General features: G+C 41.8%; 22 protein-coding genes. 17 read left to right on the forward strand and 5 right to left on the reverse strand.

What is annotated here, in order from left to right:
- The 3 genes from K245_RS0110155 to K245_RS26560 form a co-directional block, all read left to right on the forward strand.
- On the forward strand, positions 1 to 204 hold a 204-nt coding region (locus K245_RS0110155), incomplete at its 5' end, for a transposase (protein ID WP_027359205.1).
- An 84-nt stretch (positions 205 to 288) separates the two neighbouring features.
- Positions 289 to 546 (forward strand): hypothetical protein, encoded by a 258-nt coding sequence (locus K245_RS0110160; RefSeq protein WP_027359206.1) that lies wholly within the window; start codon positions 289 to 291, stop codon positions 544 to 546.
- An 839-nt stretch (positions 547 to 1,385) separates the two neighbouring features.
- Positions 1,386 to 3,452: a bifunctional serine/threonine-protein kinase/formylglycine-generating enzyme family protein gene (locus K245_RS26560; RefSeq protein ID WP_084156203.1), complete on the forward strand. Its 2,067-nt coding sequence runs from the start codon at positions 1,386 to 1,388 to the stop codon at positions 3,450 to 3,452.
- Between the two features lie 67 nt (positions 3,453 to 3,519).
- Here K245_RS26560 and K245_RS0110180 read toward each other — a convergent pair whose 3' ends face one another.
- Together K245_RS0110180 and K245_RS0110185 are read right to left on the reverse strand one after the other, a co-directional pair.
- Positions 3,520 to 4,284, reverse strand: a complete 765-nt coding sequence (locus K245_RS0110180; RefSeq protein ID WP_027359208.1) for a substrate-binding periplasmic protein — start codon at positions 4,282 to 4,284, stop codon at positions 3,520 to 3,522.
- Between the two features lie 9 nt (positions 4,285 to 4,293).
- Positions 4,294 to 6,036, reverse strand: coding sequence for an ABC transporter substrate-binding protein (locus K245_RS0110185; RefSeq protein WP_198013870.1), 1,743 nt, complete (start codon positions 6,034 to 6,036; stop codon positions 4,294 to 4,296).
- A 399-nt stretch (positions 6,037 to 6,435) separates the two neighbouring features.
- On the opposite strand from K245_RS0110185, the gene K245_RS0110190 reads away from it, so the two are divergent.
- The 4 genes from K245_RS0110190 to uraA all read left to right on the forward strand — a co-directional run bounded on the left by K245_RS0110190 (position 6,436) and on the right by uraA (position 10,864).
- Positions 6,436 to 6,990 carry a glycine cleavage system protein R gene (locus K245_RS0110190; RefSeq protein WP_027359210.1) on the forward strand — a complete coding sequence of 185 codons (555 nt, stop codon included), beginning with the start codon at positions 6,436 to 6,438 and terminating at the stop codon, positions 6,988 to 6,990.
- 22 nt (positions 6,991 to 7,012) lie between these two features.
- Positions 7,013 to 8,386 (forward strand): PFL family protein, encoded by a 1,374-nt coding sequence (locus tag K245_RS0110195; RefSeq protein WP_027359211.1) that lies wholly within the window; start codon positions 7,013 to 7,015, stop codon positions 8,384 to 8,386.
- A gap of 359 nt (positions 8,387 to 8,745) precedes the next feature.
- Entirely contained in the window at positions 8,746 to 9,309 is a 564-nt protein-coding gene (locus K245_RS0110205) for a gamma carbonic anhydrase family protein (protein WP_027359212.1), read from the forward strand.
- Positions 9,310 to 9,586: 277 nt separating this feature from the next.
- On the forward strand, positions 9,587 to 10,864 hold the full coding sequence (gene uraA, locus K245_RS0110215; protein ID WP_027359213.1) for a uracil permease: 1,278 nt from the start codon (positions 9,587 to 9,589) through the stop codon (positions 10,862 to 10,864).
- A gap of 61 nt (positions 10,865 to 10,925) precedes the next feature.
- Here the strand turns inward: uraA and K245_RS0110220 are convergent, their stop codons facing one another.
- A complete protein-coding gene (locus K245_RS0110220) occupies positions 10,926 to 11,372 on the reverse strand; it encodes a YhcH/YjgK/YiaL family protein (RefSeq protein ID WP_027359214.1) in 447 nt (148 codons plus the stop codon).
- A gap of 68 nt (positions 11,373 to 11,440) precedes the next feature.
- Here K245_RS0110220 and K245_RS0110225 point away from each other — a divergent pair, with 68 nt between their 5' ends.
- From K245_RS0110225 to K245_RS26565, 5 genes are all read left to right on the forward strand, one after another.
- On the forward strand, positions 11,441 to 11,638 hold the full coding sequence (locus K245_RS0110225; protein WP_027359215.1) for a hypothetical protein: 198 nt from the start codon (positions 11,441 to 11,443) through the stop codon (positions 11,636 to 11,638).
- Between the two features lie 113 nt (positions 11,639 to 11,751).
- Positions 11,752 to 13,560 (forward strand): ABC-F family ATP-binding cassette domain-containing protein, encoded by a 1,809-nt coding sequence (locus K245_RS0110230; RefSeq protein WP_027359216.1) that lies wholly within the window; start codon positions 11,752 to 11,754, stop codon positions 13,558 to 13,560.
- Positions 13,561 to 13,793: 233 nt separating this feature from the next.
- Entirely contained in the window at positions 13,794 to 14,168 is a 375-nt protein-coding gene (locus K245_RS23895; RefSeq protein WP_035276953.1) for a YceK/YidQ family lipoprotein, read from the forward strand.
- A gap of 211 nt (positions 14,169 to 14,379) precedes the next feature.
- A complete protein-coding gene (locus K245_RS0110240; RefSeq protein WP_027359217.1) occupies positions 14,380 to 15,891 on the forward strand; it encodes a HEAT repeat domain-containing protein in 1,512 nt (503 codons plus the stop codon).
- Entirely contained in the window at positions 15,867 to 16,538 is a 672-nt protein-coding gene (locus K245_RS26565) for a CPBP family intramembrane glutamic endopeptidase (protein ID WP_027359218.1), read from the forward strand. Before K245_RS0110240 ends, K245_RS26565 begins: the two co-directional genes overlap by 25 nt.
- A gap of 40 nt (positions 16,539 to 16,578) precedes the next feature.
- On the opposite strand, the gene K245_RS0110250 is transcribed toward K245_RS26565, so the two are convergent.
- Positions 16,579 to 17,829, reverse strand: coding sequence for an SLC13 family permease (locus tag K245_RS0110250; RefSeq protein ID WP_027359219.1), 1,251 nt, complete (start codon positions 17,827 to 17,829; stop codon positions 16,579 to 16,581).
- A 324-nt stretch (positions 17,830 to 18,153) separates the two neighbouring features.
- The gene (locus K245_RS0110255; RefSeq protein ID WP_198013871.1) at positions 18,154 to 19,092 is read right to left on the reverse strand and encodes a LysR family transcriptional regulator; all 939 of its coding nucleotides are present in this window, start codon (positions 19,090 to 19,092) and stop codon (positions 18,154 to 18,156) included.
- A gap of 143 nt (positions 19,093 to 19,235) precedes the next feature.
- On the opposite strand from K245_RS0110255, the gene K245_RS28045 reads away from it, so the two are divergent.
- The 5 genes from K245_RS28045 to K245_RS23910 all read left to right on the forward strand — a co-directional run bounded on the left by K245_RS28045 (position 19,236) and on the right by K245_RS23910 (position 26,409).
- Positions 19,236 to 19,430 carry a hypothetical protein gene (locus K245_RS28045; protein ID WP_027359221.1) on the forward strand — a complete coding sequence of 65 codons (195 nt, stop codon included), beginning with the start codon at positions 19,236 to 19,238 and terminating at the stop codon, positions 19,428 to 19,430.
- 331 nt (positions 19,431 to 19,761) lie between these two features.
- A complete protein-coding gene (locus K245_RS23905) occupies positions 19,762 to 20,880 on the forward strand; it encodes an ABC transporter substrate-binding protein (protein ID WP_051284025.1) in 1,119 nt (372 codons plus the stop codon).
- Positions 20,881 to 20,986: 106 nt separating this feature from the next.
- Positions 20,987 to 23,278, forward strand: a complete 2,292-nt coding sequence (locus K245_RS0110270; protein ID WP_027359222.1) for an MFS transporter — start codon at positions 20,987 to 20,989, stop codon at positions 23,276 to 23,278.
- Positions 23,275 to 24,585 (forward strand): glutamate-cysteine ligase family protein, encoded by a 1,311-nt coding sequence (locus K245_RS0110275; RefSeq protein WP_027359223.1) that lies wholly within the window; start codon positions 23,275 to 23,277, stop codon positions 24,583 to 24,585. Before K245_RS0110270 ends, K245_RS0110275 begins: the two co-directional genes overlap by 4 nt.
- Positions 24,586 to 24,951: 366 nt before the next feature.
- Positions 24,952 to 26,409: a PQQ-dependent sugar dehydrogenase gene (locus K245_RS23910; protein WP_084156206.1), complete on the forward strand. Its 1,458-nt coding sequence runs from the start codon at positions 24,952 to 24,954 to the stop codon at positions 26,407 to 26,409.
- Positions 26,410 to 26,411: the final 2 nt, after the last annotated feature.

A 26,411-nucleotide genomic window follows, 5' to 3' on the forward strand; every position in this document is an offset into this window, starting at 1 on the left:
GTAGTAGTCTTTATAAAGGGTAAGAGCGCAATAAGTATAGCAAGGAACTATGGTGGCCGGAAAAAGAATTTTACCGGCCAGAATTTTTTGGCAAGAGGCTATGATGTATCGACAGTTGGCAAAGATGAGCTGTCGGTTCGAGAGTATATTAAAAAACAGGAACACGAGGACCGCAGAATTGAACAGTTAAGACTGTTTGATTAATCACCTTTAGGTGATCCCCATTTTTTACCGCTTTGAGCGGTTCAGAATCCCATGCCACCGGCTTTGCCGGTGGTCGGTGACTTGATGATGATTTTTCTGATGAATAAAACAAAAATGGCACCACTTTTAAATTTAAAAGTAGTGCCAAAGCGCATGCATATTTTTGCCCAAAATCAAAAAGTGGTGCCAATGCTCGTTTCTGACTCAAATCCCGCTAAAACCCAGCAAATCCCGGCTCTTCCCACATATTTTCAGCTATATCCTGTGGTGCCAAAGCGCTTGCTGCTTCACATTCACGTATTTCAGGCAGGTTGTTTATGGTCAGAAGAAACTTGCCTTTGATGCCTATGAGTACCCTGCCATTTCCTTATAATCATCCAGCACCATATTATGCTTGTAGTATGGGGCCTTATAATTAAGGTGGATCAATAAAAAAGAATGTGCCTGGTCTGTCATATCTGGTCACGAGATTCTGCCAGGGAAGATGCTCAATGACGCAACGTGATAGCCTCATTTGAACCTGGGACATTTCTTCCTCAGACGCAGATCTTCATCTGAAAATGGCTTCGGCTTGTGGTAAGCCGTCGATCTTGGAATTCCAAGCACTCTGCATTGGCTCTTTACTGACAAATCGGCCTTTTTATCAATCATTTCTTTGCGCTTGATGAGGCCACACGACCGAGTGCACCTGCTAAAAAAAGTTTTCCTTTGTTAGCTGGCCTATCTTAGCCTGCATATCCTTGACCATTCCTGTTTCATCATTCCGTTTTCTACACAGATCTGATAATTCCGAGAGGTTTTGTCTCCCTTCAAAGCCGCTAACGCCACCTTAGCCTATAATGCTGGTCCGTGATTTCTTCTGATTCCTTTTGCCATTCTTCTGCTCCTTTTTTTGATGTTCTAATAAAGCAGATTTTTACTTAAATGGCTGTCCACTTTTCCCAGACCAGCTCCAAACGTGGCCAGAAAATAAGTTTGTCGGAAGTTAAATATATGTTACTCTGAATTACATACAAGTTTGATTCCACTTTTTTGTTATTTCCAATTCGCATTCAAAATACTGCCGGATTTTTGCTGGGATTGGTTGATTCCTTTTTTTGCAGAGAACATCCATATTCATATTTTGATTCGGATTCTGGCTGGTTGTAAGTATCATTAATTATACTTAAATAGAGAAATGCATGAGTAATCCTCAAAATATTTGCATGGGTTGCATGTCTTATACAGCAGGCAAAAAGCCTTGTCCTGTCTGCGGTTTTGATATCGAAAAACATTTTAAAAGCCCGCTTGTACTTCCTCCCGGCACAACAGTTTATGGCGACAGGTACATATTAGGGAGAGTGTTGGGAAAGCCGGGGATATTCGGGATTACATACATTTCCTGGGATACATACACGGAAACCAAGGTCGCAATAAAAGAATATTTCCCCTCAATTTGTGTGTCGAGGTATGCAGGTCAATTATTTCCTGTTCCTCATTCACCGGATGATTTGATTTTTTTTAGATTCGGGATGGAGCAATTTATAAAAGAGGCTAAAAAACTGGTTAATTTTAACCATCCCAATATAGTAAGAGTCCGTGATTATTTCGAAGAAAATAAGACCGCATATATGGTCATGAACTATTATGATGGAGAATCTTTTCTTAAATATCTTGCTTCCCACGGCGGGAAATTGAACTGGAAAAGTGCATGTACAATAATGCTGCAACTGCTTGACGGACTAAAGGTGGTTCACGACAAGAATTATCTTCATCATGATATAAAACCTCATAATATAATTTATTTGAAAGAGGAAAAACGTCCGGTACTCATAAGCTTCAGTACCGCAAGATTTGAGTTTTACCAGAGTATTTTCGGTACGTCAGAAACCATGCTTTCAAAATATTCGCCCATTGAGAATTATGTAAGCAATATAAAGCAAGGCCCATGGACAGATATATATTCATGCGGAGCAACACTTTACAGAATTATTTCGGGCGAGGATCCTCCAACCGCGCCTGAGAGAATGCTTGTTGACCAGATGATTTATTCAAACAGTCTGATTGCAGATATTCCCGATGACATTGCAAGGGCCATGCTAAAGGCTATGGCACTTGATATCAGTGAACGGCCACATAGTATAAAACATTTTAAGGAGCTAATTCAAACCAGGTTTTCAGAATTTGACGATGAAAAAAAAGATGCCAAGGATTATGTCAAAAAGCATAAAAAATTTTACGAGGGTGATCTGGAGTTATATGAAGAAGAAAACCTGATTGAGACTGTTTCGAGAAAGAGCAAAAAAGAGGTTATAAATAAAATAATTTCAGCAGGAGTGATTGCGTTATTATTTGTTGCCTTGATAAGTTATTTTTCCCTGAATAAGGACATTGCTTTTTTTGACAAGTCAGATGTGCGGCAGAAGAGTTCAGTTGATTCTTCAGGTCTTGCCAAGGGCACAACGCCACGAGCATTTGAAGGCGAGTTGGGAATGAGTTTTGTTTTCATACCACCCGGTGATTTCATGATGGGAAGTCCTTCTTCTGAAAATGACAGGGATGAAGATGAGGATCTGCATATTGTAAAAATCCCAAAAGGATTCTACATGCAGACCACTGAGGTAACTCAATCTCAATGGTCTGAATTAATGGGGTCAAATCCTTCAAGTTTTAAATCCTGCGGGCCTGACTGTCCTGTTGAAAGTCTCTCCTGGGAAACTTTGCAAATGTTTATCAAAAGATTGAACGAAACATACAATGACATGGTTTACAGGCTACCAACAGAAGCAGAATGGGAATACGCATGCAGAGCAGGCACTACAACAAGTGTATACAAGGGTAATATCAAGATTAATAGCGATAAAAATGCCACATTTATTGATGACATTGGTTGGTATGGCGGAAACAGCTGTGTTGGTTACGGATCTTCCTTTGACTGCACAATCTGGGAAAACAGGGAGAAAAATTGTAATAACTGCGGCACCCATCCTGTTGGAATGAAAGAACCCAATGCCTGGGGACTCTACGATATGATCGGAAATGTAAGCGAATGGTGCTCTGACTGGTATGACATTTATCAGGTCAAGGATTCATATGAACCTGTAGGGCCTGCATCCGGAACCCAGAAAGTGTTCAGGGGTGGCGCCTGGTATTTCGATGCAAGATTTTGCAGGGCCGCAGCAAGGAGTAAAGCCCCCCATACCAGCAGATTCTTTTTTTTAGGATTCCGTCTTGCTGCCGACAGGAAAGAAGATGATAATCAGCAATAATTTTTTTGGTAAATCGGATTTTTTGCGAGATCATCATAATTAAAGACCCTTTGAAATAGCATGGGATTTAATACTGGGAATAAAGCTGAAGCATAAAAACATAGTTTTCACGCCATTTTTTTATCTCTTCCCAAATGGCCTTTTTTTCTTCGGAAGAGATACCTGTTTTTTTGGAAAAAGCGAGATGGTATGAAAGCGACGCAAGAGGAATGGCGTGTATATTTATTTTGCCTGCATACTCAGGCATGGTTGCGATTTTTTCAGCAACCATTGTCGTGGTAATGACGCAGCCATTCATGTCTCTACGCATCTTGCCGAAATTCTGCTCATCTGTTTTAGCCTCGTCAATCATTTTGCCGGAAGCTGAAATATATGCTGTCATGCTTTCTCCTGACGGAATTCTCACAGGTTCAGGAAGGCTTTCGATTTTACCATCAAATTCATAATCACTCTTCATTGTCACAACAACCTGGTCAACCTGCATAATTCTCCATTGGGATTCACCTGGTTTTTCTGAATTTTCCGGAAAATCCATGCCTTTTGCAACATCCTGATTGTATGAGATTGAAATCATGGCATCAATAGCACCTTGATCTATGCTGAACAGGCATCTTTTCCTTGGAAGGTAGTCGATTGATGTTGAATATCCAAGGCTGGAGAGTGCTTTTTTGACCAGCTCCACATGCATTCCGGACGGGATATTATTGTTGTCAACATATGTAAAAGGATACCAGTTTCTTTCGTCTATGGCCATTTTTATGGTTTTTGAATAAACTGGAACAGAAGAAAGCATTAAAAGGGAAGTCAGTAAAAGAAAAATTTTTATTCTCATATCTTTTTCCTATTTTTTCCATTCTTTAATCAGAGTGTCATAATCTATGGTGATTGGTTTCGGGTCATTTTTAATTTCCGCTTTTGGAGCTCCAGGTTGGCCAAACCAGTAATCCTTGGATTGTATTGGATTGAGTTTTGGAGAATATTTTGCAAGTTTCAGTTTATCCATTACCTCGTCCTGCTGTGATGCAAGAGCATCCATTGCCTGTTGCGGAGTAAGTTCTCCTGTTATGGCTTTGGCAACATTGTCCCACCAGAGTCCTGAAAGCGCCGGATAATGTGGAACATTCAGACCTGTGTCAGTCCATTTTTTTTCTTCAGGAGATCTGTAGAATTCTATTATTCCTCCGTAGTCTGCTGACCGCGCTGTGAGATAAGGATCGTTGACAGTTGATTTTCTAATCGGAGTACCTCCGACCAGGAATTTTTTAAGCGCCACTGTTTTTGATATGCAGAACTGCGACCACAGCCATGCCATTGCCCTTCTTTTGTCCCTAACGTTCCACGGTATAGTCCAGCTTCCGGCATCCTGATACCCGACCTTCATGCCTTCTTCCCAGTATTTGCCATGTGGAGTCGGCGCCACTCTCCAGACAGGCTTACCATCTCTGCCTACGACCGGACTTCCTGGTTTGTGAAATTTATCGTCAGAAAGCCAGGTTATATAAGCAAATATATGCTGGGCAATATTCCCTTCTGCGGCTTTAGGGCCGTGTGTCACCCAGTCCCATTTCATGGCTTCTGGCGGCGCATATTTTTTAAGCCAATCCAGATATTTGGTCAGGGCATAGACTGCGGCAGGGCCATTCAGGTCACCGCCTCTTTCAACCATTGAACCTACGGGTATTCTGTTTTCTACTCTTATTCCCCATTCATCGACCGGAGATCCATTTGGAAGTCCTTTGTCTCCAACTCCGGCAATTGACAGCCATGCGTCTGTGAATCTCCAGCCCAGGGAAGGTGACGGAAGTCCGTAATCAAGGTGGCCGTATGCCTTTACTACAGAACCATCTGGGTTTTTCATGGTTCTGCCAGTGAAAAATTCGGCTATGTCCTCATAAGCCTTCCAGTTTACAGGAACCCCTAATTCATATCCGTATTTTGCTTTAAATGCGGCCTTGGTTTCAGGATCAGTGAACCAGTCGTATCTGAACCAATAGAGATTAGCGAACTGCTGATCCGGAATCTGAAGTTGATTTCCGTCATAATCCTGGCCAAATTCGATGTTCAGGAAATCTTTAAGATCAAGATCAGGATTTGTATAGGATTTGCCTTCACCATTCATATATTCTGTAAGATTGAGTGTCCGCCCAAGACGCAGGTGGGTGCCAATAAGATCGGCATCATTTACATAAGCGTCATAAATGAGCCTGCCTGCCATGAGTTGTTCAGTTATGGCACTGACAAGATCACCTTCACCAATTATGACGTGCTCTACGTGAATCCCTGTTATTTCTTCAAAAGCCTTTGTAAGAATATCCCTTTCCCAGAAATGGGTTTTAATATCCTCTGCAACTGAGCGAATACTTTTGCCTCTCAAAGGCTCCGCAGCTTGTCTGAACCATTCGAGTTCTTTTATTCTTTCTGCCTCAGTCATTGATGAAGGAGAGAAAAATTTAGCCCATTTTTTTATCGGGTCTGTCTCTGCCGAGAAAGACGGTTGGACTGCAATGGGTGGAATCAGCATGAACGTAAAATAAATGAAGAATCGAATCAGATATTTATTATTATTGTCCTGCTTGGGCATCATGACCTCCATTTATTTGTTTTTGTCTGGAAGTAAACAGGCTTAGACAGCATGGTACGGGGCGAGCATTATCGGTCAGAACAATGTGGCAAGTGTTTTATGTATATGAAAACATAATAATAAAAGCGACCAAGGAAAGCAATTTTAATCTTTGATATGGTGATAACAGCGTGATTGACTTATGAGGTGTTTTGGATAATAAATTCTATGCTTGTTTCTGGGCCTGTTGTTTCTGATTTGATTCTGTTTCAATTAATAAGTATTTAGATGGTATCTTTGGCCTTTTATCAATAAGAATGCCTGGATAGCTGATAATTGAATACTGCTTTGGGGGCATTGTTTTTCAGAATATATTATCAGAAATTCACTTCAAACATGGATAAACAATAAATTCGGACTAATATGAAAAAGCAAATTGTAACTGTAATAGGTGCTGACAGCCCTGGAATACTTGCCGCTGTTTCAGGCATTATTTCTGATGCAGGCGGTAATATCGAGGATATCAGCCAGACAATTCTCCAGGATGAATTTGCGGGCATTTTTATTATTACGATGCCCGAAGGCTACAACATGGCTGAATTTGAAAAAAGATTTCAGAGTGCCTTGTCACCCAAGGGGCTTCAATTCTATATAAAATCCATTGAACACTCTTTGGCAACTTCTGATCAGCCGAAAAGCCAGCCCTTTGTAATAACAACCACAGGGCCGGACAGAACTGGCCTGGTTGCAGGGATAACATCTATAATAGCAGCCAGCGGCGTGAACATAACAAATTTCAGGGCCGTTTTCAGGGGCGGAGAAAATCCCCTGGACAATATCATGTTTTACGAAGTCGATGTTCCCGAAAGCATAAGCCATGTAAAATTTGCTGAAGAATTAAGAGCTTATGCCAGACGTCTGAGCCTTGAAATAAATATTCAGCACAGATACATCTTTGAAGCCATAAACAAAATTTAAATAATTCAGAAAGGCAGAATCCATGTTTACTGAACAGGATATTTTATACAGCTATGAAATGCTCAACAACGAGCATCTTGACGTAAGGGCGGTCACGCTCGGCATAAATCTTTTTGACTGTGCAGGCGACAGCCTTGAAAAAGTCAAGGCCAATATCTATGCAAAGATAACAGGCCTTGCAAAGAATCTTGTGCCGATTTGTGACAGTATTGGTGAAAAATACGGCATCAAGATAGTCAACAAAAGAATTTCAGTAAGCCCGATTTCCTCCATAGGTGCGCCATTTGACAAGGATGGAATGATTGAGATTGCAAAAACCCTGGACAGGGCCGCCAAGGATTCAGGAGTTGATTTTGTCGGTGGATTCACAGCTCTTGTGGAAAAAGGAATCTCCAGGGGCGACCTTGCTCTCATAGAAGCAATTCCTGAAGCTCTCACAGTTACGGATCGGGTCTGCTCTTCAGTAAATGTTGCTTCAACCAGGGCAGGCATCAATATGGACGCTGTTCTTTTGATGAGCAAGGCCATAAAAAAAGCAGCGGCCCTGACAGCAGACAAAGATGGTCTTGCCTGCGCAAAGCTCTGTATTTTTGCGAACATTCCCCAGGATATTCCTTTCATGGCCGGAGCCTATCTTGGAATTGGCGAGGCCGATGCCGTAATTAATGTTGGAGTAAGCGGACCCGGTGTTGTTAAAAAGGCAATAGACCGTGGGATAAAGGATAATCCTGATCTTAATCTCGGCGAGATTGCGGAAATAATAAAAAGAACAGCATGCCGCGTAACAAGGGTGGGCGAAGTTATAGGGCGTGAAGTCGCCAGGGAAATAGGCATCCCGTTCGGCGTTGTAGACCTTTCCCTTGCTCCTACTCCCACAGTCGGAGACAGCGTTGGGGAAATTTTTCAGAGTCTTGGGCTTTTTTCAATAGGCGCTCCGGGATCAACTGCGGCTCTTGCAATGCTTAACGATGCGGTAAAAAAAGGCGGATCATTCGCAAGTTCCCATGTCGGAGGTCTCAGCGGCGCTTTTATCCCTGTAAGTGAGGATCTTAATATTGCCGAAGCCGCAAGATCAGGCATTTTAACAATAGAAAAATTAGAGGCAATGACCTCAGTTTGTTCAGTTGGGCTCGACATGGTGGCAATTCCTGGTGACACATCTGTAGAAACACTTGCCGGCATAATTGCTGATGAAATGGCAATAGGAATGATCAATAAAAAGACCACGGCAGTAAGAATTATTCCTGTCCCAGGCAAAAAGGCCGGTGAAAATGCCCATTTCGGAGGGCTTCTCGGTTTTGCCACAATAATGCCTGTTAAGGAAACAGGGCAGGCCAACACCTTTGTATTAAGGGGGGGCAGAATTCCTGCGCCTGTACAGAGTCTTGTGAATTAAACTGAGCATGTGCCTTGTATGGCTAATTGTCTTATAAAAGCCCAATTCGTAGGTCGGATTCGAGCGTCCTTTGCTCGTAATCCGACATTAATCCGAATGCCAGCGGGTTGCTTTTTGAAAAAAGTTCTCCCAAAACATGTAACTCAATAATGACAAGGTCGCAAAAAGTCAGATTACCGTCATTCCGGCGCAGGCCGGAATCCAGAAATGGCTGAAATTACAAAGATGCCGGATCAAGTCCTGCATGACGCTAATCCTTTTTTTGACTTTTGCGAACCCATCAAAAATGATTCATTTATGCTTTAGGTTTCAACATTTAACAGGAACATAGCCAAATTAAAAAGCAAGCAGGAGACAATATGCCGGTTTTCGGAACTGATATAATATTGAACAATCCGGCTTTTATCCATGAAACAGCTCATATTTATGGAAAAGTCAGGCTTGAGGAAGGTTCGTCAATATGGGCAAATGCGGTGGTCAGGGCTGAAAATCATGAAGTGGTCATTGGAGAGAAATCCAATATTCAGGATTTTGTCATGATCCACATTGGATGGAATACAGGTGTATATATCGGAAAATACACTTCAATAACCCATCACTGCACAATTCACGGCTGCACAATCGGGGATAATTGTCTGATAGGCATAAATTCAACAATCATGGATGGCTGCGTGATCGGTGATAACTGCATAATAGGCGGGAATTCCTTTTTAAAAGAAGGAACCATAATCCCGGACAATTCAATAGTCACAGGCTCTCCTGGCAAGGTCATAAAGACAAGGAATAATTTTGAAGCAAATATGATGAATGCGCTAGTTTATCATAAAAATGCAATTGCCTATGCATCTGGGGATTACAGGCTCTGGAGCAGACCTGATTTTGCTTCTCTGATTGCAGAAGAGCTTGAGAAACTGAAAAAGTGAAAATTTAATGGACTAGTAAAAAGGCAAATAAAAGCGACGGCGTCATGCCGAAATTGGCCCGGCATCCATTATTTTCAGATACTTATGGATTCCGGCCTACTCCGGAATGACTGGGATCTGACTTTTTGAGACCTTGTCATGGTTAATAGTTTTAAAAAAGTTATCATGGAAAACCTGAAGGATTTGAATTATCCGGCTTCATGAGCCTTTTATCAGCCGGATAATCTGTTTTTTTCCTGTTTTCCTTATTTTTTACCAGAGTTTTATAGGAGTTTTTATGGCAAGAAAAATCATTCAGGTGGATCAAAGGCTGGGCCTTGTGGAGGGTTTCCCCTTAAGCCTCCAGCATCTTTTTGCTATGTTCGGCGCGTCCGTGCTTGTTCCTTCACTTTTCAACATAGACCCCGCAATAGTGCTTCTGATGAACGGAATAGGTACTTTGATATACCTATTTCTGTGCAAAGGCAAGGCGCCGGCTTTTTTAGGTTCCAGTTTCGCTTTTCTGTCTCCTGTTTTTGTGGTTCTTGGAGCTGACAAGGCTGCGTGGCATGCTAATTATTCCTTTGCGCTCGGTGGTTTTGTAGCTGCGGGATGTGTTTTCATAGCCGTTGCTGTCATAATTGGAATGTTTGGAAGTAAATGGATCAAGGTTGTTCTTCCTCCTGCCACAATGGGCCCTATTGTTGCGCTCATAGGTCTTGAGCTTGCAGGAGTTGCGGCCGGAATGGCAGGGATTCTTCCGGCACAGGACGGAACCATAAACATGCAGTCCGTCACCATATCCATGATAACTCTTGGGGTGGCTGTTTTCGGATCGGTTCTTTTCAGGGGCTTTTTTGCGGTTATTCCGGTACTTATAGCAATTATAGTCGGTTATGTGGCATCATATTTCATGGGTATTGTGAATTTTGACCCTGTTACAAATGCGAAGATCATTGCCCTTCCGCAATTTTATTTTCCAAAATTTGATCTGAATACAATACTTATAATTCTTCCGGCTTCCCTTGTTGTTATTTCTGAACATATCGGCCACCTTATTGTAACCGGCAAGATAATTGAGAAAGATCTCACCGTTGACCCCGGCCTTCACAGATCGCTCATGGGTGACGGAGTTTCAACCGTTCTTTCAGGTTTCATGGGCTCTGTCCCAACAACCACGTACGGTGAAAATATCGGCGTAATGGCCATAACCAAGGTTTACAGCGTATGGGCGATCGGCGGAGCCGCTGTTATTTCAATTGTTCTGGCCTTTGTAGGCAAGCTTTCAGGAGTAATCCAGTCCATCCCTGTTCCTGTAATGGGGGGGATTTGCCTTCTTCTTTTTGGCGTAATCGCAGCATCAGGCATAAGAATGCTTGTTGAGGAAAAAGTCGACTACAGCAAGGCATCAAATCTTGTGCTTTCTTCCGTTGTTTTCATTGTGGGAATAAGCGGAGCGTTTATAAAAATAGGTCATGTCCAGCTTAAAGGCATGGCACTTGCCACTGTTGTGGGTATGGCCCTCTCAATAATTTTCTATCTTCTTGAAGTCTTTAAGCTGACCAACGATAATTAATGATTCTTTCCACCGGATGTTCTTGCTATAGGCATCCGGTGGAGTTTTTTCAAAAATTCATTCACACCGGCATTTTGACAACTATTTTTTTTACCTCTTCTGGCTTTTCGTTCACCATGAGCTGTGGCATATGGCCGTCCTGGGGGAAGAAAATAGTGAAGAATCCTTCTCTTACAGTGATGAAATCAGGTTCCCCCTCAAGTTTCAGATAATCTTCTGCATCATTATATTCAGACTGTCTGCAAAGATCCCTGTTACAGATTCCCATCATTTCCGAGCCTTTTACCATTATCTGAATATCTATGTATTTTCTGTGGCATTCCATGAAGGTTTCCGATTCAGGTATTGTTTTGTAAATATTTGAAATAAGAAATATTCCGTTTGAGATTTCATGTCTTCCTGTTGAAAGATTACGGATGTCAGTTATTTTCATAAAATTTATAACCGCATTGAAATGGCGATGGATGCCGGCATAATTCTGAAAGTTTACTATTTTATCAAGAATCATTTTTCCCCCTTTATCTGAATAATGATGTAAGGATGGCTGAGTCATTTTAATAAATAACAGGGAGCACCGTGAAACAGCCAAATATAAAAAACATTCTGGTTGACCATGAAAAGAATATTACTTACGAAGTCATGGCATACTGCAAACTCACAAAAAGTGAAACCCAGGCTTGCGTAAAAAAATTCTGGTCAAAGAAGAAAAAACCGAAAATTAAGCCTGGTGAGACAGTTAAAATTATTACTATTATAGGGCTTGATGAAGAATAAGAGCTTTAAGCTTTAATTTTCTGTTAACAAAATAATGGGGTTTTTGCGGATTTTTTTTAAAAAAAATCGACCCGCATGAGGCTTTTTTACAACATTCATTTCATCAGAGACAAATGGCACAGTTAATAACATATAGAAATATTTCAAAAACATATGGTTCCCATGATCTTTTTACAGGGATTGATCTTACAATAAACGACGATGACAAGATTGGGCTCATCGGCGTAAACGGGACAGGGAAATCAACTCTTCTGAGAATTATGGCAGGAGTGGAAGAACCTGATTCAGGCGAAAAATTTGCCAGAAAAGGCCTGAAGACAGTTTATCTTGCCCAGGAAGATGTTGTCGATCCTGAAAAATCCATAATTGACAATCTTTTTTCATGTCTCACCAAGGACGAGCTCGCTGATTCTGCACGCGTTGGCAGGGTATTTAAAATAGCAGGTCAGGCAGGATTTGAAGATCCTGACAAAAAGGCTGGAATCCTCTCGGGCGGCGGGATCAAAAGGCTTGCTGTTTCCATGGCCCTTGCCCAGGAACCGGATCTTCTTTTCCTTGACGAACCTACAAACCATCTTGATATAGACGGCATTCTCTGGCTCGAGGATCTTTTAAAAAACGCAAGATTTTCTTTTGTTCTTGTTACCCATGACCGAAGATTCCTTGATAATACAGTCACTTCCGTAGCTGAAATAGGCAAATACTATCCTGATGGATATTTCCAGGCAAATGGCGGATATTCGCTTTTTTCTGACCAGAGAACGGCTTTTCTTGATTCCCAGCTTAAAAGGGAGTCAGCCCTTGCAGGAAAGATGCGAAGAGAGGCTGACTGGCTTTCAAGAATGCCCAAGGCCCGAACCACAAAAGCCGCATACAGAGTGGATGAAGCCCACAGACTCAGGGCAGAGCTTTCAAAAATAAGAACCCTGAACCGCCAGAACAAGAGCGTTGACATCAGTTTTACAAGTACTGACAGAAAAACCCGCAAGCTTATGGAAGTGAAGGAAATCAGCAGATCGATTGCAGGCAGAACGATTTTTGAAGACATCACTTTTAATCTAATGGCCGGTATGAGGCTTGGGATCGCAGGTGGGAACGGATCAGGTAAAACCACTTTTATGCAGATCCTTGCAGGCGAAGCCATGCCCGACACCGGCAGTGTCAGAACTGCGGAAGGTCTGTCTGTTGTTTATTTTGACCAGAGACGCGAATCGGTTGATGAAAGTCTTACACTAAGAAAAGCTTTGAGCCCGGACAGCGACTCTGTAATTTACCGGAGCAAGCCTGTTCATATTGTCACCTGGGCAACAAGATTTCTTTTCAGACCGGATCAGCTTGATCAGCCTGTGAGCAGGCTTTCAGGCGGTGAAAAGGCGAGAATCCTCATCGCAAGATTTATGCAAAGACCTGCCGATGTTCTTCTTCTTGACGAACCTGGCAATGATCTTGACATTCAGTCCATTGAAATTCTTGAAGAAAGTCTTCAGGATTTTCCAGGAGCGGTTGTTCTTGTTAGCCATGACAGACAGCTGATGGATAATGTTACTGAAATAATAATAGCCCTTGATGGTAACGGCGGAGCCACTGCCTATGCTGATTATGGCCAGTGGGAAGAGGACAGGAAGAAAGCTGAAATAAAGCCTGTTAAGGAAAAAACTGAACAGGCTAAAAAGCCACAGAGGGAAAAGACCTCGTCAAAAAAGATTTCATACAAGGACAAACTCGAACTTGAGAAAATACCTTCTATGATCGAGACTGCTGAAAATCTTGTTCGAGACCTTGAATCAAGGCTCCAGCTTCCTGAAGTTTCTTCGGATCAGGCAAAACTTGCTGATATTTGCAGCGAGCTTAAACATGCCCATGATGATGTCGACAGGCTTTATGCAAGATGGTCTGAGCTTGAGGATATAGAGGGCGCTTAGGTTACTCTTTCAGCTCATAATAGACAAACTCGCAAAAAGTCCGATTCTCGTCATTCCGGCGAAGGCCGGAATCCAGAACTATCTGAAAATACAAAGATGCCGGATCAAGTCCGGCATGACGACACCGCCCTTTTTTGACTTTTTGCGAGACCATCATAATTAACACTATGCCCAATGTCTGTGGCTGTTATTATGAAAAAGATCAAAAGACTTTATGAATAAAGGCATAAAGTATGAAATTTAAGATTATTGGATATATTGTTTTTCTTTCACTTATTTCGTTTTTTCAGTCATGCGCGACTTATAAAACTGTTGTTCCGTCCCAACAGAGATTTATAATCGAACAGGTTGAAAACCTCGAAGGCGAGAAATGCGTTTCAATACCAAGAATTTACAGTGGAGTTGGCTATAGTTTCTGCATAATGACTAACAAGCTCAGACTGAAATCCGATCACTCAGATGTTGCGAGTCTGCCTTTTGATCTTGTTGCAGACACAGCTGTGCTGCCGTACACAATATGCCGGCAGATTTTTGATGGTAATCTTGTTTTAAAAAAAGTAAAACCAAAGCCATCAGACGATTTGATTGATGATTCTACGGGCAACTAATTTTGACAAAGTCGTAAAAAGTCCGATTCTCGTCATTCCGGCGAAGGCCGGAATCCAGAAGTAATTTAAAATACAAAGATGCCAGATCAAGCCCGGTTCGATCTATCATTTTTGAAATATTGGTCTGTTTACATCAGGCATAAATCCAAATTCTAAAATCAAAAATAAGGAAACAGAGCCTAAGGTTTTGATTAAAACAGGAATCCTCTTTTTGAAAACAGAACAAAACACATTTTTAAAAAGTTTGGGAACATTTTTAATCGGTCTCTGCCTTATATTTGCTTCCCTTGTTCCCTGTCACATTTTTTTTACCTGCTTCATGCATGATTTTAACAAGACTCTTTCCATAATGGCTGAATGTGCTTTCAGATCTGGTTTTGTCATTCTTCCAGGCCCTGCGACGTCTCCTTCACCTTCTTCATGGGATACTGCTTCAGGCTCGGCTGTCTTTTTTACCCTTACAATAGGTGCGCTTTCATATTCAGCGGGTGATTTTTGTTCAGTTTTTTTTTGTGGTTGGTTCAGGTCTTTAAAAACAAGATTCTCAGCTTCAGCATGCTTTATCCTCGGGATCTCATGCTTACTTTATTTCACAGGCATGCCATTTGTTTTTCCAGTGTGTTTTCTGATTACAGGTGTTCTGGCAGTTTTTCTCAGGTTGTTTTATTTTAAAGGACACGAATTCAGAAAGCGTATGGAAGTAATTTTAATCTGTTTTGCTGCCATTGCCCTTTTTCTATTTTCCATTCAAGGTTCAGGTAAGGGCATAGGTTTTTTTACCGGGGTAAGGGACAGGGTTCTTTTCGGAACTGCGGCAGGTGAAAGAATTATTGATTTTTATTATAAACATAATCTTTATGGCGCAGAGGTCATAAAAAAGCCTGAATCAAGAATAGTAAGGGCTGTTAGCGCTGGCGAGACTGATCAGGCCACAGTGTTTGATGATATTAAATCAGCTTTTGAAAGAAAGGGATTCGCATTTGTAAAAGGTAACGGATGCAGAGCTTTTTATGAGGTTTCTCTAAAAAATGGCGTGGTTGGAATATCATCGGGCAAAAAAATAGTTTATTCTGCCGGTATTGATAAACTGAAGTCTGACCCTACCGGTTTTTTTAAAAATTTTTATTTGAAATCAGACAATGCCGAATATCTTCGATTTATGGTTTTTATCTCTTTCTGTTTTGGTATTCCTTTTATTTTTTTGGGGCAGCTTGCAGATTCTTTTATACAATTCCCCGGCACTTTCAGTAAAAAAAAGACTTTGATTATTATGTTAATCCTGATTTCCATGTCTGCGTCTTTTGTTTATATACAGTCCCGTGAAAAAAAATATCCTGATCATAACGAATTGAATAAAATGCTCAAATCAGGTGACAATGAGCAAAGAATTTACGCCATGGGTTTAATTCTTAAAATGAAAATGGATCCTGATGGTTTCGCTATGCCGGATGTTTTTCCTGGCAAAGGAGCGCCAAGGGAAAGAATTTTATACCTTTATCTTGCCTCAAGAATTGGAGGGAATGACAAATTTGAGACTATCTCGCCTTTTGTTGAAGATCCTTACCCATATGTTTCATGCCAGGCCATAAGATTTCTTTCCCAGCTTGGGGATAGCAGGTCTGCCCCTGTTTTTGAAAAAATTCTGAGAACCCACTCAAATATTTATGTGCAGTTAACTGCCATGGAAGCCCTCAAATCATGGAAAAACAGAAAAAATCAGTAGGCTCTGGTTTTCTTGCCGCGTCACTAACCATTATTTTTTTCTGGGAATATGCTTTTTATCTGATTGCCAGGCATTCAGGCCTTGCCGATAGCGTTGCCATGGAAATGAGGCTTACATTTTTACTCCGTCTGGTCGAAGCTGTTTCTTTTTTTCTTGCCGCTTATTTTTTTTCTGGCCTTACAAACATAGGTTTAGAAAGGATAAAACTGTTTCCAGGATTTAAATCAGGAATAGTCTGGTCAATTGTTTTCGGAGTTGTGGCTCTTATCGGGATCTTTATTCTATGGGCCACAGGAACAGTCGTTTTTAAATATTTCAGAATAGATTTTGTAAAAAAGCCCGAAGATATTTTCTGGTTTTATTTGGCAGCCGGACTATCCGGGCCAATTGCCGAAGAGCTTTTTTTCAGGGGCATTGTTTTTGGATGTCTGAGGCGCTACGGGTTTTTTACAGCTGCCGTGTTAAGCACGTTTTTTTTTGTATTTGCCCATTCTTCTGTGAGTGTTCCCGTAACCCAGCTTATCGGCGGACTGGTTTTCTGCTTTTTTTATGAAAAGACAGGGTCGCTTGTGACGCCGATAATAATTCATGTGACAGGCAATATGGCTATTTTTACAATCGGAATATTCCAAGGGATAATGACGTAACCTTACAAGTTTTTGAAGAGCTTGGCCGTGCAAGGGTATTTCAGCTAATGATATAAGCCCAGGCAACAAGCACGAGAATTGACATAATGGTTGCCGGAATTCCTGTTTTAGCGTGTTCCCTGAATGTAACCGTTATCCCGAATTTTGATGCCTGCTCCACAACAATGAGATTGGCAATGCTGCCGATGAGTATAAGGTTACCAGCGAATGTGCTGGATACAGCCAGGATATACCATTCTGAAGGATTTGACTTATCAAGGAATTTAATCAGAAGCATTGATGCTGGGACGTTGCTGACAATATTGCTGAGAATGGTTGAAACTGCCGTAAGATTAAAAAGGCTTGTGAGATCTGCACCTGTTTCGGCGAGTTTTGTCATAAGCAAGGCAGGAAGGCCAGCGTCTTCCATTCCCTGAATAACGACAAAAAGGGCGCAGAAGAGAGTTATAAGATTCCAGTCAATCAGCGAAAGGATTTCCCTTGATTCCATTTTTCTGCTGCAAAGAAGAATGCCTGCAACCGTAAGCGCAGTAAGTTCCCTTGGTATATCAGTAAAAAAAAGGCATACGGTTGATATTACCGCAATTATGCCTTTTGTACTCTGCCAAAGGTTAAATTCCGGCCAGATTTCATGGTGTTCAATATTCATGATTTCAGGTTCAGGCGGCTTTGATATGTTGTCTAATGCAGCCAGATCTTTTTTGTAAAAATGGCAGATTATCAAGTATATCAAAAATAGCGCCGCAGCAGACGGAGGAAGGCACCAGGCCGTGAATGAAGCAAAATGAAGCCCTCCAGTCTGGCCAATCAGCATGTTTTGGGGGTTGCCGATGATGGTTGCTGCCGAGCCCGCATTGCTGGACAGAGCAAGGGCAAGAAGAAAGGGCAGGGGATTCATGCCCGCTGAAATAAGTGAATACGAAAGTACGGGTGTAAAGGCTATGCAAATTATGTCGTTTGCAAGCAGGGCCGAAAGAATTGCGCTCACAGACATAAGCACAAAGAGAAAAAATTTAGGCCTTTTTAGAATTGCGGCGATTTTTTCGGCTGTCCATGTGTAGAAACCTCCAAGCCTTAGCTGGGCAGATATGACCATCAGAGAATAAAGGAGAACTATGGTCGGGACATCTATGGATTTGACAGCTCTGTCAATTGAGACTGCTCCGGTTGCAGTCATGGCAATTGCACCGAGCAGGGCTATTCCGTTTCTGTCAAGATTAAGCCCTGGAATTCTGCCAAGGGCAATGCCTGCGTAGGTAAGGGAAAATATGATTATGGGTGTATAGTTCAAATGCTAAGACTCTGTTCAGATAAAGTGCCGATAATTTTATGTGGCTCTGTCTTATTTTCAGCTTGAGCGCCTTCGGCGAGTCGCTTTTTGTAAAAATCTCCGCAAAAACTTTATGATTATGTCAGATGCTTGGAAAACAATACTTTCGATATTTTTGTAAATCATTTTTTTCAGACCAGACAATCATACTGAAAATAGTACATAGCCATTTAATTCTATTGATATGGAGGGTATCAAAGTTGACAAGGTAGCAAGATGCCGGATCAAGTCCGGCATGACTCTGATGCCTTTTTCTGACTTTTTGCTACTCCATCAAAATTATTTTCAGCTTTCTGTGCCGGAATAATTCTTATTATCAGTTTGTATATAGACTTCGTTATCGCCAGATCGATTCCATATTCTTTCAAGATTTTCGAGCATTGCCTGTATAAGAGGATCGCTCTGTCTTGATCTCTGGTATGCGAATAAAAGCGGAATGCCGAATGTTTCCTTGTTCCATATTGCAACTTCACAGCTTTTAGCGCTTTTTCTTGCCCTGGTTTCTTCCATGAGTGTAAGTCCTATGCCTGCCGAGCTTAGGGTCAGCATTGTGTCCTCATCATCTGAAATCGCCACTTTTAGGGGCTTTAGTCCCTGCTTTTCGAATATTTCCTTTAAAATGGTGTTGAACGGGCAGTAGATACTCTGGAGAATCCACGGCATACAGGCAAGCTCTTGCCAACTGGCCTTGTCAAGTTCACCGGACAATGAGAATGGCCCGACTATTACCACGCTGCTTGTCTGGAGTTCCATGACCTTTACTTCAGGATGCGGATTCTTGCCATATGCGAATCCTCCATCTATTTTCCCTGCCTTTATGTCATCGAGTATTTCGCCTGAAGTGCTTTTTGTGACATTAAATTTGAGATCAGGACAAGAAGATTTCATTGATTTGAAAAGATCATGCAGCCTCAGGAATTCCGGATCTGAATTTACAGCGATCCGTGCTTCTCCTGTTACCTGTTTTTTTACCTGTCTCGCCTTCTGGATAAAGCAACCAAAACTTTCAAGAACCTTTGACGCTTCATCTTTGAGCATTGCGCCTTCTTTTGTAAGGATCATGCCCTTTGCATTACGTGAAAAAAGAGCGATTCCAAGTTCCTCTTCAATGGCCTTTATATGGGCGCTTATCGCAGGCTGGCTTGTAAAGAGCTGTTGTGCAGCCTTTGTCAGATTGCCTGTTTCAGCCACGGATAGGAATGTTTTTAAATGATAGAGTTCCATAAGAGAGGCCTTTGATACTGATATAAGAAAAACTGAACGCTCCCATAATTTAATGCGATTGGACTGCCAGTCCGGTTCAGGATAATTACCAGATAAAAAAAAAGGCGGCAAATATTTAAATTTGTTATTTATGAGGGCGCAAGATGGAATCATGGTTGTCTGGTTTTCTTTTTTTTCTAAAATACTTTTTTCTTCCTGAGCGATCTTTGAATCCTGGGCTTGATGCTCCTGTAATCGCCAGGATAAAAGACGGATTTGAATTTATTGGCACAATCAAAGCTTTATTATGGATAGTGATAAGCATTTTTTTGACGTTTCTAATTGCAGGGGGGCATTAAGCTCAGGCAAAATATCTCCAATTTTGGAAATATGAGGCGTCACCATATAAAAAACCACCGCGCATATTTGCTATGTCCTGTTTTTGGGGTTTGTGTTATTCTATCAGCCTTAAAGAGATAAAAATATATCATTTAACAGATTTTTATTTTTGACAAGGTCGCAAAAAGTTCTATTACCGTTATTCCGGCGCAGGCAGGAATCCAGAAATAACTGAGAATACAAAGATGCCGGATATAGTCCGGCATGACGTAGGTGCCTTTTTTTTGGCTTTTTGCGAGTTCATCACTTTTCTGATGTCACAAATTTCATAAACATAAGGAATTGAATTGGATGAGCTTTTTCAAACTCAACACATTCATAACCGTTTTTTTTATCTTCCTCTCATTTGATGTTCATGCCTTTGATGTCTCACCAGTTGAAAAAAATGGACAAACAAGATATCGGCTGGCTTTTTATGAAGGCGGCCAGTACCCCGACTATATGATAATCCTGAAGCAGACCTTATATGGACTAATGGAAACAGGCTGGATAGAACAGTCCGAGTTGCCGGATTTTGGTAAAGACCATAAAAAATTTTGGGAATGGGCAAGTGAAAATATCAGGAGCCGTTATGTCGAATTTGCGAAGAATGGTTTTTTTGCTCCCGGCGATTTTGATAAAACCCTGAGGCTGTCAACACAGCAGGAGTTTCTTAAGAAGGCCGATGAGTTTGATCTTGTGATTGCCATGGGTACATGGGCCGGGCAGGATCTTTCAAATAATCTGCACCATACGCCTGTGATGCTTGCCTCAACCAGTGACCCGATAGGTGCCGGTATAATTAAGAGCGCCGATGATTCAGGGCTTGATCATTTCCATGCCAAGGTTGACCCGGACAGATATTTACGCCAGATAAAAATTTTTCATGAGATTATGGGTTTTAAAAAATTAGGTGTTATCTATGAAAATTCAACCGAAGGACGAACCTATGCCGCAATGGATGCCCTGGAGCAGCAGGCAAAAAACTTGAATTTTGAGCTGGTCTTGTGCGAAGCGGCCTTTTCAGGAGTTGATATTAAAGATGCCGAGCAAAATGTCATTAAATGCAGCAAAAATATTGTCGGTAAAGTCGACGCCGTATATCTCACGGTTCATAGAGGCAACACAGGCAATGGATTCAAAGAGTCCATAAAAATTTTCAATGAAAACAAGATCCCCTCCTTTTCGCAGCTCGGAGCAGATGAAGTAAAAAACGGTGCACTGATGAGCATATCCCAGGCTGGATTCAAATACGTAGGCCAGTTCCATGCAATGGTAGCCGCACGAATTCTGAAAGGGGAAAAACCCCGGGAAATAGGACAAATATATATATCTCCTGCCAGAATTGCCCTTAATATGACCACCGCAAAGATGATAGGCTTCAAGCCTACTGTGGATATTCTTCTGGTGGCAGACGAAATAGTCAGATGATATATTGCCTCGCCTTTTTTTAATCTTGTCAAATTTTAACTTCATACGAGACTTTATGACTAAAAAGACCATGGAATTAAAGTTGAAACAGCCATCGCAAACGACGATGAATTTTCCTAAGCCGGAAATAAACTACAAGCTGAAGTTTGTGCTTATGACCCTTGCGGTTCTGCTGCTTTCGGAAGCTTTTTTACTGGTTCTTGGAATCATATCATTCAAGAACAACCAGCTATCTTTTTATACTTCCCACATGAGGGTTTATTCCGAAGACTTCTCAGAAAGCATTTCGATTTCCCTCAGATTTGGCAAATCCATTGATAAATTTCTTGGCATGGAGGAACTCATGTCCGGGGTTGCCTCATCATCCGGCCGCATTGATAATATCGAAATTTTTTCTGAAAAAGGTGATCTCCTTTATTCCCTTGATCCTGATGCCTTGATGACAAAAATTAGTGGACTGACAAAGGAACTGACAGAGCAGGCTCCTTATTACAGGTTTAAATTCCCTGTCAGAAATGGCGAGAAAATAGCCGGAACAGGAGTATTTTCTTTTAAGCGGGAAAGAGTTGACAGTGCTGTGGCCGACGCTCTGAGGAGCGGTTTTAGACCAATAGCATACAGCCTAATATCTGTACTTCTTCTGCTTTTGCCTGGCTTAAGGTTTTTTTTGAGAAAGGGAGACAGCCAAATCTCCAAACCAAGAATCATGTCCATTGTGTTTGTTTCAATCATTCTTTGCCAGGCATTTTATACTTTCTACAGCATACAAGGACAGGTGAGCACATACAGAAAAATGGCGAGGGAAGTTGCTGATGAAGTAGTGAAGATACATCTTGAGGATATCAGATATCTGACAGGAAAGGGAATAGCCCTTGATGAACTTAACGGAATGGATTTAAGACTGAAAAAAAGTGTGGAATCCCTTCCTGAGCTGTCTTTTCTTGAAATTGCGGATGAAAACAAAACCCTTTACAAATGGGGCCGAAAAACCGTTGCATACGATTTGATCCATGCCATACCCGGCGGTGGAACAATTAAGGCCGGACTTGATCAGACCTATATCAGCTCCAAGGTCAAGGAGCTTGTTCTGGATTCAGTAACTGTTATGGGGCTTTCCCTGCTTTTTGTTACCGAGCTTGTCATATTTCTGCTTGTTTATATTAATATCCATTCAGCAAGGGATGAAGGCGAACGAATCCGCTTTTCCATCGGTTATATCCGAACAGCCATTGCAATCTATCTTTTCGGAACAATGATGGGTATCTCTTTTATTCCTGTCTTGATGAATGAGCTGACTTCAGGGAAAAATCTCTGGGGATTAAGCGGGAATCTCCTGACCAGCATTCCGGTTTCCATGGAAATTCTGGCGGCCCTGATCGCATCTTTTCTCGCTGGAGGCTGGATGGACAGGTCGGGCTGGCATAAGCCGTTTTTATCCGGTATTGTGTTAAGCATCATAGCAGCATTATTCTCATCAATTGCAACTAATCCGGCATCATTTGTTCTATTCAGGGCACTTGCAGGATTCGGGTACGGACTTTCATGGATGTCTGCCCAAGGCTTTCTTTTTAATTTTTCAGGTGGTGTAAACCTTGGCAGGGGGAGCGCGTCCCTCATCGCTGGAATCTATTCAGGCTATATATGCGGCGGAGCTGTTGGGGGACTGATAGCTGATCGCCTTGGCTATGCGGCTGTTTTCCAGTTTTCAGGGATTGTATTGATAATACCCGCCGTTTTTGTAATTGTTTTTATGCATTCATTTTTTCAGAGGCCAGAGCTTCATGGATCGGCAATCAGCATTAAAGCCAGCTTTGTCAAGGCTCGTAAATATCTTTCGGACAAAAGCGTTTTTTCTATTCTTCTGTTCAGTCTTTTGCCTTTTTCGCTTGCTCAGATGGGGATTTTTCTGTTTGCAACTCCTGTTATCCTTGATTCGCTGCATGTCTCCAAGGCCACAACTGGCCGTGTTATGATGATTTACGGAATTACCGTCATCTATCTCGGCCCATTTCTTGGAAGTCTGACAGACCGGGTTACAAATAAACGTGTTTTTCTGGTTCTTGCAGGCATTTCAGGCACAATAGGTCTTTTTATGGTGAAATATTTAAGCGGGGTGTTTGCGCTTTCCCTGGCCATATTTTTTATGAGTGTGGCTGGAAGTATAGCCAATCCGGCCATTTCGCTTCTTGTGCATGAACAGGATGTGACAAATGAGGTTGGTGTGGGTTTTGCTGTTGGTACCCAGAGGGTTTTTGACAAGCTTGGACAGATGCTCGGCCCGCTTGTTCTTGGCTCCCTTTTTTCATTCTACAGTTTTCAGACAAGTATTCAGATGCTTGGGGTGTTTTATTTTTTTGCAACCGTCTGTTATATGCTTATGAACAGGAGCAATTCTTGAAAAAAATAACATGCGGAATAGAACTTGAAGTGCCAGCGGCGGATTTGAAAACTGGTGAAACAGTGGCGATGAAGTACTGTGAGCACACGGGTTTTGACAACGGTTTTAATCTGCCCGAGCTTTCACTTGGGCCAGTTGAAAGCCTTTATTGTCTGAACAGGCTGATAAGGCAAAAGCTAAAAAAGTTGTCAACGCATTTAGGGCATTCTGGTATTGGTCTGGTCAATTTTTCTGAACACCCCTTTGTCAAAATATCACCTGAATTTTACCACAAAATGTGTGTTCCAAGACCAATATATAAATACTGGCGTGAAGTCCGGGGCTGGGATCACAGCTGTGGTATTGATGCCAAGGCACATATGAGCCCAAGTTTCGGAGTGACTGCTGAAAGAGCCGTGGATGCCGTCAACGTAATGCTTGGGTTTTCACCTGCATTCATTGCCATATATGCGAACAGCCCTTTTGAAGGGGGGGACATAACAGAAAACATTGAGAACAGACTGACATTGTGGACGAGAATGTTTGCTGACTGCCTTTATCCTTCAGACAGGAATGCTGGATCAAGAACATCCTATTTTGCTTCTCTTAAGGATTATTTTCAGTGGATGTACGGAGATAATTTCATTCATGCACTCCCTGATTCGTGTTCCCATTTCAAGGCATGCGGTGATGTTTTTGTTCCTTTGGAACCTGTAACTTACGACGCTTTCTTTGCGTCAAAAGGGGTTTATGCAAAAGGCATTATCCGTGGTGAAACAAGATTCATAGAGCCTGCCGTTTATCATCAGGAATATTTTCAGTTTTCCAAGTTTATCGATGCCAGGATAAGGTTTACCCTCAAGGATATCTATAATCCTTCTGAGTTCATGAAGAATTTAGATGCATTCGATGAAATAGCAGAAAACATTTATATAGAGATGCGGTCGCCAGGAACCAATCTTCCTGATCGGTTTATAAGGGAAACTGCTGGTGATCAGGTCGCAGACTCTGTGATTATCTCAGTATGCGCATTGATGAAAGGGCTTCTGTGCAATATGGACGAGGCACTGGGGCATCTGCCGGATGACTTTATTGCGTTAAGAACATCTGCAATCCGCGAGTCCATGTCAAATGGAAGCTTAAGAGAATTTGCCGGAAAGATGATTGAAATTGCTCGCGGAGGTCTTGACGAATCTGAAAAATGGATGCTGTCTTTCCCTGAATATATTTTTGAAAAAGGCATCAGTAACGGAATGCGAGGGATTGGAGAATTTAATTCCGGGAAGAAACTGGACAGCATTTTGCTTGAACGGATGCTGCAATTATAAAAATAGTGGAAAACTATTCACCAGGCATAAAATTGATGGACTCGCAAAAAGTCTAAAAATGCCTTAAGCGTCATGCCGGACTTGATCCGGCATCTTTGTAATTTCAGCCACTTCTGGATTCCAGCCTGCGCCGGAATGACGGAAATAAGACTTTTTGCGACATTGTCAAAATTTTCATAAAAAACTTTTTGAGATAGGTTTGGAAAACATTTTTTACAAAAAGGGTTTCCCAAGAATAAAGCCATCCCTTCAAAGAGCGAACTGAATAGTTACAATATTTATTACAAAAACAGACCTGCCTTGGGCTAAGTAAACCCATGAACTTTTGATTTGAACTTCATATATTTATCTGCCAGGAGAAAAATTATGAACACCCCCCAAAAAAAATGGGCCCAGATCACCTTTCTTGTCGGCCTTGCCGTTATCTTTGGGTACCTTCTTTCAGATATATACCAAAATAGATATGAGCTGAAATCGAAGATCGAATTCATTAAAAGCTCTAAAAAAACAAAGACTTCGATTTCGGAAAAAGATATTATCGACAGAATTGTGTGCCCTGAGGAATACAGAATTAGCATATTTGCTTCCGGACTTAATGGCGCGCGTTTCATGAAGGTAACTGAAAAAGGTGATGTACTTCTGAGCACTCCTTCATCCGGGAGAATAATGCTTCTTGCAAGGGACTCAAATGGAGACGGTAAGGCAGATGGGGCTCAAGAGCTTCTTTCCGGCCTTAATAAACCTCATGGAATTGATATTTGGGGGAAGTATCTTTACGTGGCTGAAACCGATTCTGTCGGCAGAATAGATTTTGATCCGGCGGGTCGTAAGGTTTCCGGAGAATATACGCGCCTGATAACAGGTATCCCTACAGGCGGTCACTGGACAAGAACGCTGAGGTTTGGGCCTGACGGCAGAATGTATGTTTCGATAGGCTCAAGTTGCAATGTTTGTATTGAAAAGGATCAGCGAAGGGCAGCAATATTAAGATACGATGCGGACGGATCTAAGGAAAAGATTTTTGCGTCCGGACTCAGAAATACAGTGGGGTTTGACTGGAACCCGGCCGACGGCCGGATGTACGGGACAGACAACGGAAGGGACCGGCTGGGTGATGATTTCCCTCCATGCGAACTCAATCTGATCAGGGAAAACGGCTTTTATGGATGGCCGTATGTCAATGGTGACAACATAGCTGATCCTGATTTCGGAAAGAATAACGAAAGAAAAATTTCAGAATCAATAAAACCGGTTCACAAATTCAGGGCTCACAATGCTCCACTTGGCATAACTTTTCTTAAAAGTGTTTCCACCCCGGAAAATTATCGAAATTCCGCATTGGTCGCGCTTCATGGTTCGTGGAACAGGAGCAGGAAAGACGGCTATAAGATCGTCTCCATTAAATGGGAAAAAGATGGCTCCATAACAGAACAGGATTTTCTTACAGGTTTTCTAAGAAGCTCGGATGATAATGTGGTAGGCAGACCCGTTGACGTTGTGGAAGACGATTTCGGCAATTTATATGTGTCTGATGATTACGCTGGTTTTGTTTATATGCTGAGGCCAGTTGGAAAAGATATTATAAAATCATCTTCGGCTTATTCTGAAAAGTTATGGGAAACCCACTCATGCGCTTCATGCCATGACGCTGAAAAAAATACAGATGGCATTGTAACAAGGCCCCTTGCAGGGCTTTCAGAAAAGTATTCAAAGGAAAAGCTTTCCGCATTTCTTAAAACCCCGACACCTCCGATGCCTGATAATTCCATGACCGATTCTGAGCTTGAAATTATGGCAGGGTATCTGATTGTAAAATATCCATAACA

Source organism: Desulforegula conservatrix Mb1Pa (assembly GCF_000426225.1).
In the GTDB taxonomy this organism is placed as follows: Bacteria; Desulfobacterota; Desulfobacteria; order Desulfobacterales; family Desulforegulaceae; genus Desulforegula; species Desulforegula conservatrix.

Coding starts and splice junctions, on each gene's coding strand:
- K245_RS0110190 (WP_027359210.1), top strand. CDS start 6,436: ATGAAAAAGCAAATTGTAACTGTAATAGGTGCTGACAGCCCTGGAATA.
- K245_RS0110220 (WP_027359214.1), bottom strand. CDS start 11,372: ATGATTCTTGATAAAATAGTAAACTTTCAGAATTATGCCGGCATCCAT.
- K245_RS26565 (WP_027359218.1), top strand. CDS start 15,867: ATGGAAAAACAGAAAAAATCAGTAGGCTCTGGTTTTCTTGCCGCGTCA.
- K245_RS26560 (WP_084156203.1), top strand. CDS start 1,386: ATGAGTAATCCTCAAAATATTTGCATGGGTTGCATGTCTTATACAGCA.
- K245_RS0110195 (WP_027359211.1), top strand. CDS start 7,013: ATGTTTACTGAACAGGATATTTTATACAGCTATGAAATGCTCAACAAC.
- K245_RS0110160 (WP_027359206.1), top strand. CDS start 289: ATGATGATTTTTCTGATGAATAAAACAAAAATGGCACCACTTTTAAAT.
- K245_RS0110270 (WP_027359222.1), top strand. CDS start 20,987: ATGAATTTTCCTAAGCCGGAAATAAACTACAAGCTGAAGTTTGTGCTT.
- K245_RS0110255 (WP_198013871.1), bottom strand. CDS start 19,092: ATGGAACTCTATCATTTAAAAACATTCCTATCCGTGGCTGAAACAGGC.
- K245_RS23910 (WP_084156206.1), top strand. CDS start 24,952: ATGAACACCCCCCAAAAAAAATGGGCCCAGATCACCTTTCTTGTCGGC.
- uraA (WP_027359213.1), top strand. CDS start 9,587: ATGGCAAGAAAAATCATTCAGGTGGATCAAAGGCTGGGCCTTGTGGAG.
- K245_RS28045 (WP_027359221.1), top strand. CDS start 19,236: ATGGAATCATGGTTGTCTGGTTTTCTTTTTTTTCTAAAATACTTTTTT.
- K245_RS23905 (WP_051284025.1), top strand. CDS start 19,762: ATGAGCTTTTTCAAACTCAACACATTCATAACCGTTTTTTTTATCTTC.
- K245_RS0110180 (WP_027359208.1), bottom strand. CDS start 4,284: ATGAGAATAAAAATTTTTCTTTTACTGACTTCCCTTTTAATGCTTTCT.
- K245_RS0110185 (WP_198013870.1), bottom strand. CDS start 6,036: ATGATGCCCAAGCAGGACAATAATAATAAATATCTGATTCGATTCTTC.
- K245_RS0110230 (WP_027359216.1), top strand. CDS start 11,752: ATGGCACAGTTAATAACATATAGAAATATTTCAAAAACATATGGTTCC.
- K245_RS0110205 (WP_027359212.1), top strand. CDS start 8,746: ATGCCGGTTTTCGGAACTGATATAATATTGAACAATCCGGCTTTTATC.
- K245_RS23895 (WP_035276953.1), top strand. CDS start 13,794: ATGAAATTTAAGATTATTGGATATATTGTTTTTCTTTCACTTATTTCG.